The following is a 14,147-nucleotide window of genomic DNA, read 5'->3' as shown; positions in this document are numbered from 1 at the left end:
GTAGCATATGAAAGGGCTCATCTCATTACTTACCGGATTAATGTTCGGAACTGGTTTGATTTTAACCGGCATGTACAGTCCAGATGTTATAATAGCTGGCTTGAAAATTGGGGCTAATACGTTCCGCATCAATTTATATCTTACTTTTGTGACGGCCTTGCTGGTGACTTTTATATTATTTCAATTACGCAGATGGCTGGCCAAACCACTGATGAACTCCTGTTATAATCTCCCTACGCAGAACACTATAGACTGGAAACTGATTGTTGGCGCCCTGTTATTTGGAATCGGCTGGGGACTTACTGGTATTTGCCCTGGGCCAAATGTTGTCGGGCTCGGTATATTTTCCTGGCCATTTTACTGGATCAATTTTGCAGGCATCATTTCGGGATTCCTCATCGTACGGTATTTCACTGTTAAACGAGCATAAATTCCCGTCTTTGCGAGCGACGCGAAGCAATCCACTACAAAGCTTTATTGGATTCGTGTTCTGGGTTGCTTCGCGTCGCTCGCAAAGACGAAAGGTTATACTGAGTAGCAGATAATTATCCTCGCTTGAACTGATGTCCCAGACCAAACAGATTAAGAATACATTAGAGAAATAAGTATAATACCTTCCCTTTTCAATGAATTATAATGCACAATGAACGATGCCCTCATCAAATAAAAGTTTATCAATTGAACAAAAGGGAAATACTCATTTCAAGTATAGGTAATACTATAGAATGGTTTGATTTTGGACTGTTTATTTTCATGGCTCCCATAATCGGCGCTAAATTTTTCCCCCAACACTCAAGTACTCTATCCACGATTGACGCATTAATTGTGTTTGCTGTTGGCTTTCTATGTCGTCCACTAGGCGGCATTTTCTTTGGTTATTTTGGTGACACTCGTGGCCGCGCAAAAACGTTAAGAATATCAATCATTCTTATCACCCTGTCCACTTTGCTAATTGGTCTTATCCCCTCTTATGAAACGGCAGGAATAATCGCCCCCATAGTGTTTATCTCACTGCGTTTGATACAAGGTCTGTCCATTGGTGGAGAGTACAGCGGTGTCATGATATATCTTGCAGAATCAGCCCCTCACAACAAACGGGGTTTTATTACCAGTTTTGCTGCAACAGGGGCAAATTTAGGCTTTTTGTTGGCAACCTTATCTTTAATGCTACTTAATTTATTGTTCTCTGCTGAAGAAATGAATACCTGGGCCTGGCGGTTGCCCTTCATATTGATTGGTTTACCTGGATCATTAATTATTTACTATCGTTTTAAATTATCAGAAACACGGGTTTATTCACTGTTGCAAAAAAACCATCATTTAGAACCCAGACCTTTTCTCACCGCCATCCGATTCGCGCCTTACCAGTTATTGAAAATCTTTGGGCTCACGTGCATGAGCGCAACTTTTTATTATGTTTTTTTTGGTTTTATGCCAACTTATCTTGAACACTATATAGGTTTCCTGTTAAAGGATGCCTTAACCATCCAAAGCTGTTTGTTAATTGCCATGCTCTTTTTGGTTCCACTTGCAGGAATGGGCGGTGATTATTTTAGTCGTAAAAAAATGGTGATCATCACCAACCTGTCCGTGATTGTCCTGGTGCTGCCCTGTTTTTATTTACTGCAAACGAACTCCCTCTTATTGACCCTTCTGGCCTTAAGTACAGCAACCATTATCAGCTCGCTGGATCAAGGAAACACCCTAACTGCAGTGGTTGAAAATTGTCCTGAAAATGTGCGATACAGCGGCATTGCCTTTTCTTATAATCTTGGAATGGCATTGTTTGGTGGCACTACACCCCTGGTAATCACGTTACTTATTGAACATACAAGCCTTATTGCTCCAGCCTATTATTTGATTCTGATGGCAATCATCAGTTTGATTACCGCGACAACCCTGGTTAAAAATAATCATGCATTGGGACCGTTACCATGAACAACAGCACAGTTATCAATTTTCGGCCCGCTACACGTATCGTATTTTTATATATACTTAATGTCATGAACCTTTTTGGAGTGAACCTATCATGAAGAACTTATCTCTGCTTTTGTTCTTATTCCTTGGAATAATTCATGGGAATACTTATGCTGCGGAGTTCTCTCTTGAAAGTTCCGCGTTTACACCCAACAGCATGATTCCGGATCAATATACCTGCTCTGGTGTTGATACCTCACCTCCGTTGACTTGGCAAAACATTCCGACCAACACCCAATCTTTGGCATTGGTCGTTAATGATCCGGACGCACAGAGTGGAGAATGGATTCATTGGATCATCTTTAATATTCCACCGACTGTTACAAAACTGGATGCAGCCAGCCCTCTTCCTGATGGAGCATCTAATGGAATGAACAGTTGGGGTACAACGAATTATAAAGGCCCCTGTCCGCCTATCGGGGCACACCGTTACGTATTTACCTTGTACGCCCTGGATAATCTGTTAAATCTTGAAAACGGTGCCAGCAAAGATGAGGTATTGAACGCAATGACAGGACATGTGATTGGAAAAGCAGAATTAACTGGGCTTTATCAAAAATTCTAGAGTCTGTTGGCAATTGCTCAATAACCACTTCCTGGCGCGGCTTGACCGTGAGAATTCCTCACTTTTTAAAAATTCACATTAATTATTCTTAATTTGCAACTTTTATAAGGTCGTCATCCTCGCGAAAGCGGGGATCCATTCTAAAATTTAGCACAATGCCACATTTTTGCATGGATCCCCGCATTCGCGAGGATGACGTATAAAAAGGGAGAATCATTCAGGTACAAGCCGCGGTACGTGGGTCTTTATGGATAATTAACTAAATGAACTGTCAACAAACCCTGGATAATCGCGCTGAGTGCTCAAAAAATGAATCTATTTAAACCATTCGACGCTTTGCTTATTAATGCAATTTCAGGGTTGAACGGACGCGCCGCATTAAAAAGTTGGCAACAGTCATAACCCCTACTTTCCAGTAACCAATAATTTTGATCTGATGTGATTTATACAATAATAAATAAACCATTCGTGCAAAATAACCGGTGATGAATACACTTTTTTCGTTACCAAGAATCAAAGCACCTGTAGTCCCTTTCTGGCTTAGAGAGACTAAAGAGCCGTGATCCACATAGCGGTATTCCTTTAATGGTTCTTTATTTATCACATTTTGAATGGAATGTACTAACAAACTGGCTTGCTGATGAGCGGCCTGAGCTCGGGCAGGAACTTGTTTGCCATCTGAAAGAATACAACAGGCACAATCGCCAAAAGCAAAAATCGAATCATCTACAGTGGTTTGCAAGGTGGGTTTTACTTTAATTTGTCCCGCATTGTTGAATTCAAAATCCGCAAGATTTTTTGCGCTTTCCTGCCCTTTAATCCCTGCGACCCAAATGATCATATCAGCAGGAATGAATTGATTCTCATGAGTGATGATTCCCTTTTCCTTAACCTCAATGACCCGTGTATTCGTTAAAATATCAATATCCATTTCAGCCAACTGCTTTTGAGTCACTACTGAAATGTTTTCAGGCAATGGTGATAAAATCCTGGAAGCCGCTTCAATAATGTGAATCCGCGCAATTTCCTTAGGATCAAATTTCTGAGAAATTAACGCGCTTAACTGCGATAAGGAATTTCGTAACTCCGCCGCTAGCTCCACACCGGTCGCGCCACCACCTACAATGGCTATTTGAATGGGTTTTGAACCGTTCTCATAATGATTTTTAATTAATTGTTTGAACAACACACGATGAATTGTTTTTGCTTGCTGTTCAAAATCCAGATAGTAACAAAATTCGTTGCTTCCCGGAGTACTAAAATTATTGGTCACACTGCCTATAGACAAGATCAACAAATCATACGGCAATATCAGTTCTTCCGGAATTTCAATCGCATCGGGATTATGAATTAATATCGTTTTATTCGTTCGGTCAATTTTTTTTAATTGACCGAGTTCGAAATGAAAATTGTTCTTTCTAGCTATAGCCAGATAGCTCATTTTATCGTAAATATTATTGAGGCTGCCACTGGCTACTTCATGAAATAAAGGTTTCCATACATGCGTAAGGGATTGATCGACCAGGGTAATATGAATATCGTGATTACGGCGATAGGCACTGGCAAGTGAAACGACCAGCTCCAACCCTCCAGCGCCTCCACCTACAACGACTATATTCAAAAGTACCTCCAATGATGATTCAATTTTAAATACATCATAGTCAACCACCTCCCCTGCTTCAATTAGCTCTTCGTACAGGAGGAATAGGTGCAGTGAATGATGTTTCATCCTGCGATTCCTGGATAATACCTCGTGGTCTAACTCGTTCTCGGATACGATTCAAACCAATCGTGGCAAGTATAGTCCCACAATGTTCAGGTAACGCGGCGTTCACACAGCTGATTGTTTTATCAAAAACCTCCAGAATTGGGTTAAATTTGGGGTATAAACCAGTTGCCACAATAACTATTCCCTTTCCAGAACTGCATTCTGATGCATTAAAATTATTAAATAACAAAGTGAGTATATTAAGAGAACGCTCCACGTCTTTTTTTGAAACGGAGCCGCAATCATAATAATAATCCTTAACTATGAGCACATTGTCTTCATTAGAACTGTTGAATTTACCAACATAGCCACCAGACTCAACATTTAATTCCTTATTGTTCATTGCTTTTATGTATTGGTTCAGCAAATATTGTTCGTTCTTTATTGACTGGCGTATTTTTTCAGCAAACGAATAATCAGAGGTCTGTGATTGTTTTGAATCTACAGCTTTAGCGTCTCGTTCAGCCTTTGCTGCTATTATAAGATCATCCACTTCGGACTCAGGGCATGGTTTATTCACTATATAAGTATTTGCACTCACATCCTTGGGAAGATCCACTACTATAGAAGGAGTACCCACAACGTTAACAATCAAACCACCCCAACAACCTGGAATTTTGACTTCTGTTTCAAGAAATGAAAATTTAACGTACATGATTATTTATCCTTTATAGGAGTATTAAATATAGTTAAAGCCCCCATTTTCCATTGAAAGCAAATAAAATGGATAAATCAAGTATTATCTGCGCAATTGCCTCTGTAGCACTATGATATTTTTTAATTAATCACTTTTCACGCCGCAAATCCAGCCGATGGACACTGGAAATGAGTTAGGCAACAGTTAAACTATTCTGCAATCCATATTCCCGGGGGACATTTTTTAACACAACATAGAACGAAACAGCGGCACAAAGTATAACATAATAAGCCACCATCAAATTATTGTTAAAATGATGTATCAAATAGGTATTAACTGCTGGAGAGAAACCACCAACCAACGCCATACTTATATTATAACCCATTGAAATACCTGTATATCTACCTTTACCCGGGAACATCTCAACTATTACGGCAGGAGTTACTGCCTGCTCCGCACTATAAAAAATAACCAGGGGTAATAAGACCCACCATGCTTGTATGGATTGAAGCAGCCAAAAGCTGGGAAGGGAACACACTAGATAACCTGCCGTTGAAAACAACAATACTTTTTTTCTGCCGATTTTATCGGATAAATGCGCAAAAAAAGGCAGCATGAGCAGGGATAAAATGATAAATAAAGTTTGCATCCGGTATGCCTGGTTCAGAGGCACTCCCAAAAATTCATGCAAATAAGTGGATATATAACCCATTAAGGTATAACTGCCGCAAGCACTGATAAATAACAGCAGAATGACCTGTACCATCCGTGCCCGTTGATGTTGAAACACATACTGAAGAGGAAAATAAGGTACCTTGATATTTTTTTGCAGATTGATAAAGGTTTCAGACTCTGCCAGATCCCGTCTTAGCCACAGACCAATAATCCCTAATACCCCTCCTGAAATAAACAATATTCGCCAGCCATAGACCGATACCGCTGTACTATCAAGAACACTGCTCATCATAGTGCATGACAGTACCGCGATTAATACACCAATATTGGAACCATTATTGGCCATACTACTAATCAGGGCACGATGTGATCCATGAGCTGTTTCGGACAGATATATCATTGATCCTGCAAATTCGCCCCCGATACAAAATCCTTGTAATAAACGGCATAAAACAAGTAACACAGGAGCGGCAACACCTATGTGCTGATAGGTCGGGATAAATCCAGTGAGTACAGAAGAAATCGACATCAAAAAAATAGTTGTTTTAAGCGTTTTTGCCCGGCCAAATCTATCTCCTAAATGGCCTAAAATTATAGAACCTAATGGCCGCACCACAAATCCTGCGGCAAAAACCAGTAAAGTCGATAATAAACTGACTATTTCATTCTCATTTGGAAAAAATAACTCTGCAATCACAGGAGACAAATAAGCAAATAAGCTAAATTCATACCACTCAAGAATATTACCCATAATACAAGCCAGGATATTACGACGTTGCTGCACTATTTTGCTCACTTCTTACTCACCCTCTGATTTGCCCGTCACCATAAACGATCCACTTATAACTCGTCAATGCCTCCAGCCCCATAGGGCCACGGGCATGCAGTTTTTGGGTACTGATACCGATTTCAGCTCCCATACCAAACTGCCCGCCATCAGTAAATGCGGTCGAAGCATTGGCATAAAGCGCTGCTGCATCAACATGAGTCATGAAATACTGAATGGCTGCCTTATCCTCCGCAATAATTGCTTCACTATGGCCAGAAGTGTACTGCATGATATGCTGAACCGCTTCAGCAATGGAATCTACAGTTTTGATGGACATTTTATAGGATAAAAACTCGATGCCAAAATCACCCTGTTTCGCCTGATGCAACAAATCAGACGGATAAGAACCATTCAGAGCTTGATAACTTCGCTCATCAGCAAAAAGTTCGACATGATTATCTGCCAATAATTCAACTAAAAAATACAGTTTATCCAGGCATTGTTGATGAACGATTAAAGTATCCAGGGCATTACAGACACTGACCCGTCTGGTTTTCGCATTATTAATAATTAAGCGCCCTTTCTCTAAAGATCCGCTTAAATCAAAATAGGTATGCACAATGCCTGCGCCTGTTTCAATTACGGGAATTTTAGCGTGTTCCCGAACGAAATTGATTAAGTCCTGACTGCCCCTGGGAATACAGACATCAATTAGATTGACTGCGCCAAGCAATTGATGAGTAGCCTCCCGTTCAGGGGGCAATAAATAGACGCAATTGCTATCAATACCATGTAATTTCAAAGCCTGATGGATTAAGGACAGAAGAAAACGATTACTGTGTTCGGCTTCTTTACCACCCTTGAGAATACATGCATTCCCTGCTTTAAAACATAAGGTAAATACATCAATGGTCACGTTGGGTCTTGACTCATAAATCACTGCAACCACGCCAAGAGGAACAGAGAGTTTATTGATGTGTAGCCCATTTGGCAGTATTTTTTCTTCAAGAATCCGACCAACAGGTTGTGGCAAGGAGGAAACAAGCGCCACATCATCTGCAATTGCGTTGATTTGTTTCTCAGTTAGCATCAATCGATCATATTTAGGATCTTCTTTTGCCATCAAGGCGAGATCCTTGCTGTTTTCCTGAATTATTTGAACAACCGATTGCCGTATCAATTCAGCAAGACTCAACAATACACGTTGACGTTGTTCATCGTTTAAAGAAGCCAAATCATAACTGGCTTTTTTGGCTGCCTTGATGTGCGTGATGACTGTGTTCATTTGGCGCAACTCCTAAAAAAGATGCAAATGATCGTAATGAATAAATTCCGGTTTATCTTTCTGCCCCAGGAAGGTCAGTAATTTACTTGCATCATATTTAGCAATACCAATACCTATTTTCGTACCATCGGGAGAAATAATTTCGACCAAATCACTTTTTTTAAAATCACCAATACAGGCAACAATACCTACTGGCAATATACTGATCGCACGTTTACCTTCTTTTAAAATGTCATGCAAACAGGTATTCACTTCGATCGAACCCATTTTTTTATCACTATTATAAGCCATCCAGCGTTTAATATTCGATTTTTTCTTACTGGGTACAATGCAGGTACCCACCAACTCTCTATCCATAATACGCTTTATTATGTTCGTTTGATCAATGCTGGCAATATGAGTTGTGATCCCCAAAACGGACATTTTACGCGCTGTTCCCAATTTACTGAGCATCCCGCCGCGACCGTGTGCGCTTTTTTCTGCTGAAACTTCTGGCCAGCTCTCTTCAGGATTAATCAAAGAAATAAGTTCAGAGCCAGGTTCATTCGGATGCCCTGTATAGACACCTTCTACATTGCTCAAAATAATTAATTTATCCGCGTTCATTTGAGCAGCGATTAGACCAGCCAACTCATCATTATCGGTAAACATCAGCTCTTCAACTGCCACGCTGTCATTTTCATTGATAATGGGAACTATGTTTTTATGATCAAGAATGACCCTGAGCAATCGGGCAATATTTAAATAATGATGTCGGGTTTGAAAGTCCTGTTTGGTTAATAATAATTGTGAAGCAAGGATGTTATGGGCTTTAAACATAGCCGAATAAACATGAATTAATTCATGCTGGCCAAGAGATGCCAGCACCTGCTTTTCCCCCAGGGAAGTACCAAACTCGCGGCCAAGCAGTTGATGCGCGGCTTTCCTGCCAAAACCTACCGCACCTGAACTGACCAGCACTATATGGTGTCCGGCTTTTTGCAAGCTAACTATTTGTTCTACCAAATGCAACATAACCGGTTCATTGGGCGTTCCATCAGAAGATAATATACTTTGTGTACCTACTTTAATTACAACTTTCATTTATCGACCCCCATGAAGAACAGCACATCTGATGAAAACGCATAGTATGAGACTGCACCATAATTAATTGAACGAGCTCTGCGTCAAGCGGTATATTTTAAGCCAATGATGGATACAAGCAACAAGGTGAGAAATAAAAATCTGATCACGGTTAGGGGCTCATGAAATAATAAAATCCCCAGCACAGCTGTTCCCAAAGCACCAATTCCAACCCAAATCGCATATCCTGTACCTATTGGAATTATTTGTATGGCTTTTGCTAACAGCAACATGCTACCAGCCAGAGTGATTACTGTAAAAAGACTGGGAACTAACTTTGTAAACCCCTGCGAATATTTTAAACCTGTAGCCCAACAGACCTCAAGAAGTCCTGCAATCAATAAGTTAACCCATGCTAATAACATCTCATCTCCTCTTTAGTTCATTAAAAAGGCGTCGTCTTGTCATAACCGGGTACGGCGCGTCTCGTCCGGAGCAACAATGTTCTAACATATATGGATAATGAAGTAAATTAGACACACTCATCACTGTAAACACCCTTCAATAAGGTAAATCCCAACACTCGTAACGAGTAAAATTTGACCACATGTACATTAATATGTACAATGCGATGCACTGATTTAAAGTAATATGTCTGAGGTGAAATAATGTCTGGTACACATTCAACTGATAAGAGTAAGAGGACTACCGTTCCAGTATTTACTCAATTATGCGCAAAAGCTAACTTCAGTCTGTTCGGTAACACATTAACGATCTACCCTAAATTAAATGGGGTTACTCTTGGAGTATTTGATCCTCGCGCGGATACAGCTAATCGAGAGCTCAATGAAGCATGGCCTCGTTTAGGGAGCAAATATTGTATTCATCATAATCATCCGAAACATGGACAATTACACCAGGATAATTTCACCAGAGAAAACTGGCATACTCATGTCGAATTTGTAGAAGTCATTGATGAAAACAAATTAACACAGATACTCAAGGAATTTGTTCAGGTCACCTTTATTACGGAACAAGAAAAAAATCGATTTATTAAAACATATAAACAGGCAAACCAACTCTCGCAAGCTGACTTTGATAAACTGATGGCAAATAAGTACCTCAAGCAACTAAAAAAATCAATTCAGAATAATGATACGTTTCGCAAAAATGATACGCTAATGAATCAAATGAATACTGTGCTTACGCACTTTGCAGACTTAATCCAGGCTGAAGAAGACTTACCTAAAGTACAAAGATACATTAAAGAAACCCAGTTAATCATAGATAATCCAACCAAGAGCAATATTGAGAACCTGATGGATATAGCTACCAAAGAAAAAGGAAATTCTTCGTCACTGTGGCATGCCCTGAATCTATCACTGATGCTACTGGGCATCGCATTATGTGCCGCGGGTATACTGATTACTGTGAGTTCTTGTGGTACCTCCCTGGCACCAGGTATTGGACTGGCCTTAATTGGATTGGGTATGTTTTCGACAGGAGCCATGAACGCTCGTCCAGTTTCGAAAAATGAACTATCAAAAGAGGGAATATCACATGATTTAACTCATCTAAGTCAGCTGATGAACGAGTCATTCGATGAATCTGTTCCTGGAGGATTTGTTGCAAAACCCGCTTAAAATTCATCTGGACTAATATAGATTCATCTCCCAAAATGAACGATAGGTTAAAGAGGACTTTTCAAGAGAAAAACCGTATTTTTTGATGCATTTTTTCTTTAAATTAATACTCAGAGACTGGCTGATCAAGCAACTGACCACACGCTAAAAGCTTTGATCAATAATCAGAACACAATCAGCCAGTTATTGGATATAAAACTGACCATTGGATGCAAAAACACTGGGGATTTGGGAATTATTCCTATATTTAGCCACTATCAATGAAGCATCCAGGCCAGAAGCAACTCACCCGATTTTAGTACTCACCCAAAGACTTCTGGAGCTTTATGAAAACACACTGTGATATTGACAAATCAATGCGCAGTTTGGTATTTTAATTAATCGGACGTAATAATTTAATCAGATTAATACCCTTATGAATCGGTACAGTACTCAAATAAATACGATTTTTTCTGCAGGCTCCTCTGCGCTTGTCGTATCATGCTGTGCTGTATTATCCAACACAAACCATTCAGTAATTATTATCTTGCCCTCTTTACCCTAGAGCGGTCAGCTATTGCCAATTACCGTACCTCTCTAGGGAGGTTGAGCGGAAATGTGCACTAACTGATTTTAAAAGAGGTTTAAAATGATCTACTCCCCCAAAAAATACCTACCGTTCCTGATGTGGTTTTTTCCCTTATCTTTTTTTGCGTTTCAATTCATGCTGCGCCTTTGGCCCGGTTTGATGATGCAAGAAATAATGACCCATTTTGCGATCGACGCAGGCAGTTTTGGCCTGCTTGCAGCGTTTTATTATTATGGATATGCAGGAATGCAAATTCCTATGGCCTTTCTTCTCGAAAAATTTGGAGCCAGAACTGTAGTGTTCACCTTCGCATTGCTCTGCGGCATGGGTGCCCTTATGTTTAGTTATACCGACAATTTTTATCTGGCACTATTAAGCAGACTGATGATTGGAGCGGGTTCAGCTGTTGGATTTCTGGGGATTTCCAAAGTCGTATCAGAATGGTTTAGTAGTGAGAATTACGCCAAAATGATTGGATTTTCCTTTAGTGTGGGACTTATGGGCGCAGTCTATGGCGGCAAACCACTCACACAATGGATACAGACTTATAATGGTCAACAGGTTGGTTTCGCCCTTGCATTGATTGCTATGACCATAGGTCTTTGTACTTATTGGGTTGTCCGTAGTCCCAGGGTTCAGACAAAAAAACCTGCCCAGGAACTCCAACTGAGTCATCTGTCTGCGTTATTCTCCTCCTGGATAATCTGGACTCTAGCGTTTGCAAACTTATTAATGGTAGGAGCCCTGGAAGGCTTTGCTGATGTTTGGGGGGTTCCCTATCTCATGACAGCCTATAATTTTGATAAAGCGGAAGCGGCCTCATTAGTCTCATTTATTTATATAGGCATGATATTTGGTGGACCTGTACTCGCATTTTTGAGTAAAAAGATAGGTAATTATTCTGTTATAGGAATGTGTGGCGTTGGCTTAGCGCTGGCTTTTATGCTGCTGATATCCAATAGCATGATGAACAGTTGGTTATTAAGCCTGTTATTTTTTACTATTGGTCTTATGTGCTGCTATCAGGTTATCGTATTTGCTGCCGGTTCTACTCTGGTTTCCTATAAACAGTTAGGAATCACCGTAGCGTTCTTAAACTGCATCAATATGTTAGGCGGTTCCTTCTTTCACACACTTATTGGAAAGGTAATGGATTGGTACTGGGAAGGTTCTTTCAACCCTGAAGGGATGAGGCAATACAGTGTTGAATGTTTTCAACATGCATTAACTGTAATACCTGTCTGCGCACTCTTTGGCAGCCTGCTAATCTATCTGATTCATGTTCAGGTTAAAAATCGAATGGTCACCAAATCTGTTGATCTGGACTCTCTTTCTGGAGCTTAATATGGAAAAAACATTTTGGATAGATCCTTACCAGAGCACCTTACATACTAGAGTAGCCGCAATCAACAACGATGAATTGGTTTTGGAGAAGACCATTGCCTTTTCTTTTTCTGGTGGTCAGGAAAGTGATAAAGCATTTATTAATGGAATAGAAATACCCGTCATTGCGAGCATCGCGAAGCAATCCACTACAGAGCCTCATTAGAGTTATGCTCTGGATTGCTTCACTTCGTTCGCAAAGACGGACGTTTAAGCTGAAAAGTGGATCATTATCTTCGTTAAAATGATTATGGGATTACTCAAGAGCAATTGGATTAGCGAAAGAAGCAGAGGAATCCCCTTATAATATATAACTCCAAAAATATATTTGCTTAAGTCCCAATGCTACTAGAAATACCCGTCATTGCGAGCATCGCGAAGCAATCCACTACAGAGCCTCATTAGAGTTGTGCTCTGGATTGCTTCTCTTCGTTCGCAAAGACGGACGTTTAAGCTGAAAAGTTGATCATTATCTTTGTTAAAATGATTATGGGATTACTCAAGAGAAAGGCTCGCTCTATAGAACAAAGTCCAGGGAGTCTTCATTGCGGTTACAACGTCAATTAAGACTCCCTGGACTCTATTAATAAGCCTCGCCTAAAAAGGAACGATATAAGGCTCTTCTTTATGTTTGGCAATTGTTCTGACGGTTTCCTTACTCAAACCGGTTGCCCCTTCAATCATTCCTACACTGAAATGTTGAACACCATTCATTAAAGTAATTTCATTGATGTCATGAGCACGATTGAACGCTTCATAAATTTCCAAATCGTCCGTTCCAATATTCAAAAAGGAATTAAAATTTCCTACCGGGATTGAAATTAAATCACCACGCTTAATCAAGGCATGATAAACCTTGCCATCATTATTCATCAAGCTAAAAAAGCCATTTCCAGAGTGAACATATAAAAGAACATCTCCAGATGTATACCAATGAGGTATACGTAATGCGCCAGGTTTCATAATGGTTCTTTGTAAAGCCATTCTGTACATATGAGGATTGATTTTGGAATCGATTCGGGTAATTGAACCTGTTTCTGTCTGATACAATGGTTTTACTCTGCGGAAATTATTTGATAAAGGGCTGAACTCATCCACTTTCTCTGGTCCGGCAGAAGGATCATAACTGCTTAATTTATTTACCGTAGTTTTTTTAATACCTGCTATATCACTTTCAGTGAGTCCTACAGCACGAGCCAACACAGCATCAGGCAATGAGGCCCAGGCGGTTAGAAAATCCCGATCAGCTGCAATAGGTGAATCATAAGCAACTAAAAACTTCATATCCTCGTCTCCCACATTTTCAAGAGCATGAAGTTTGGCTTTAGGGATAATCCAGGTACCGTGTTTTTCAACCGTATAAACTTTGGTCACACCAGTACCTTCCCAAATGGTCACCCGCATTTTACCGTTTAATACCGTACCTATTTCGGTAGCATTAGCATGCCAGTGAGGTACTCGCATTGCATTATTGACTAATTCATAATAAAAAAGCAGACCTGATGTATCATTCTGAAATTGATTGGCTGTTTCAGCAATCCTTAACCCGGCTTTATTTTTGTCAATCTGGCCTTGGGTAAATATATTGATACGATAGGGGAAATCCTTAGATAAATTAGGCGTTTCTTTCTGTAAAAACTGTTGAATTTTCGAATCTTTGCTGATTTGTTCTGATGCAAGTGTTGTGGATAGATCTGTTTGTATAGGTTGCTCTGATGCGGCCTGTAAAGTCACCGATGCGGTTGCAAACAATATCGTTGCTGAAATCAACTTGAATCCTACCTTCATCATTTCCTCCTTCCTTAGCGCATTCAA

13 protein-coding genes and 1 riboswitch are annotated in these 14,147 nt (G+C 40.1%); of the genes, 6 read left to right on the top strand and 7 right to left on the bottom strand.

The annotated features are described in order from the left end of the window. The first annotated feature begins 7 nt into the window (after nucleotides 1–7). The 3 genes from Lqua_RS01365 to Lqua_RS01355 all read left to right on the top strand — a co-directional run bounded on the left by Lqua_RS01365 (nucleotide 8) and on the right by Lqua_RS01355 (nucleotide 2,542). A complete protein-coding gene (locus tag Lqua_RS01365) occupies nucleotides 8–430 on the top strand; it encodes a DUF6691 family protein (RefSeq protein ID WP_058472523.1) in 423 nt (140 codons plus the stop codon). A gap of 206 nt (nucleotides 431–636) precedes the next feature. Next, on the top strand, nucleotides 637–1,938 hold the full coding sequence (locus tag Lqua_RS01360; protein WP_238585507.1) for an MFS transporter: 1,302 nt from the start codon (nucleotides 637–639) through the stop codon (nucleotides 1,936–1,938). A 91-nt stretch (nucleotides 1,939–2,029) separates the two neighbouring features. Then, nucleotides 2,030–2,542 (top strand): YbhB/YbcL family Raf kinase inhibitor-like protein, encoded by a 513-nt coding sequence (locus tag Lqua_RS01355; protein ID WP_058472522.1) that lies wholly within the window; start codon nucleotides 2,030–2,032, stop codon nucleotides 2,540–2,542. A 343-nt stretch (nucleotides 2,543–2,885) separates the two neighbouring features. Here Lqua_RS01355 and Lqua_RS01350 read toward each other — a convergent pair whose 3' ends face one another. The 6 genes from Lqua_RS01350 to Lqua_RS01325 all read right to left on the bottom strand — a co-directional run bounded on the left by Lqua_RS01350 (nucleotide 2,886) and on the right by Lqua_RS01325 (nucleotide 9,163). Continuing rightward, nucleotides 2,886–4,271: an NAD(P)/FAD-dependent oxidoreductase gene (locus Lqua_RS01350; protein WP_058472521.1), complete on the bottom strand. Its 1,386-nt coding sequence runs from the start codon at nucleotides 4,269–4,271 to the stop codon at nucleotides 2,886–2,888. Continuing rightward, on the bottom strand, nucleotides 4,222–4,965 hold the full coding sequence (locus Lqua_RS01345) for a hypothetical protein (protein ID WP_058472520.1): 744 nt from the start codon (nucleotides 4,963–4,965) through the stop codon (nucleotides 4,222–4,224). The genes Lqua_RS01350 and Lqua_RS01345 overlap by 50 nt, the downstream gene beginning before the upstream one ends. A gap of 175 nt (nucleotides 4,966–5,140) precedes the next feature. Beyond that, the gene (locus Lqua_RS01340; RefSeq protein WP_133141088.1) at nucleotides 5,141–6,418 is read right to left on the bottom strand and encodes an MFS transporter; all 1,278 of its coding nucleotides are present in this window, start codon (nucleotides 6,416–6,418) and stop codon (nucleotides 5,141–5,143) included. A gap of 7 nt (nucleotides 6,419–6,425) precedes the next feature. Beyond that, nucleotides 6,426–7,676, bottom strand: a complete 1,251-nt coding sequence (locus tag Lqua_RS01335; RefSeq protein WP_058472518.1) for a glutamate-5-semialdehyde dehydrogenase — start codon at nucleotides 7,674–7,676, stop codon at nucleotides 6,426–6,428. Between the two features lie 12 nt (nucleotides 7,677–7,688). Further along, a complete protein-coding gene (gene proB, locus Lqua_RS01330; RefSeq protein WP_058472517.1) occupies nucleotides 7,689–8,759 on the bottom strand; it encodes a glutamate 5-kinase in 1,071 nt (356 codons plus the stop codon). Nucleotides 8,760–8,842: 83 nt separating this feature from the next. Further along, nucleotides 8,843–9,163 carry a DMT family transporter gene (locus Lqua_RS01325; RefSeq protein ID WP_058472516.1) on the bottom strand — a complete coding sequence of 107 codons (321 nt, stop codon included), beginning with the start codon at nucleotides 9,161–9,163 and terminating at the stop codon, nucleotides 8,843–8,845. 25 nt (nucleotides 9,164–9,188) lie between these two features. Further along, nucleotides 9,189–9,249: riboswitch (guanidine-III (ykkC-III) riboswitch) on the bottom strand. Nucleotides 9,250–9,406: 157 nt separating this feature from the next. Here Lqua_RS01325 and Lqua_RS01320 point away from each other — a divergent pair. The 3 genes from Lqua_RS01320 (at nucleotide 9,407) to Lqua_RS01310 (ending at nucleotide 12,498) form a co-directional block, all read left to right on the top strand. Next, a complete protein-coding gene (locus Lqua_RS01320; RefSeq protein WP_058472515.1) occupies nucleotides 9,407–10,381 on the top strand; it encodes a hypothetical protein in 975 nt (324 codons plus the stop codon). A gap of 628 nt (nucleotides 10,382–11,009) precedes the next feature. Continuing rightward, nucleotides 11,010–12,293 (top strand): MFS transporter, encoded by a 1,284-nt coding sequence (locus Lqua_RS01315; protein ID WP_058472514.1) that lies wholly within the window; start codon nucleotides 11,010–11,012, stop codon nucleotides 12,291–12,293. A gap of 1 nt (nucleotide 12,294) precedes the next feature. Next, nucleotides 12,295–12,498, top strand: a complete 204-nt coding sequence (locus tag Lqua_RS01310; protein WP_058472513.1) for an alanyl-tRNA editing protein — start codon at nucleotides 12,295–12,297, stop codon at nucleotides 12,496–12,498. Between the two features lie 431 nt (nucleotides 12,499–12,929). On the opposite strand, the gene Lqua_RS01305 is transcribed toward Lqua_RS01310, so the two are convergent. Then, entirely contained in the window at nucleotides 12,930–14,123 is a 1,194-nt protein-coding gene (locus tag Lqua_RS01305; protein ID WP_083501222.1) for a cupin domain-containing protein, read from the bottom strand. Nucleotides 14,124–14,147 lie beyond the last annotated feature (24 nt).

This window comes from Legionella quateirensis, assembly GCF_001467955.1.
Lineage (GTDB): Bacteria > Pseudomonadota > Gammaproteobacteria > Legionellales > Legionellaceae > Legionella > Legionella quateirensis.
This window is presented reverse-complemented; position numbering and strand designations above follow the sequence as displayed.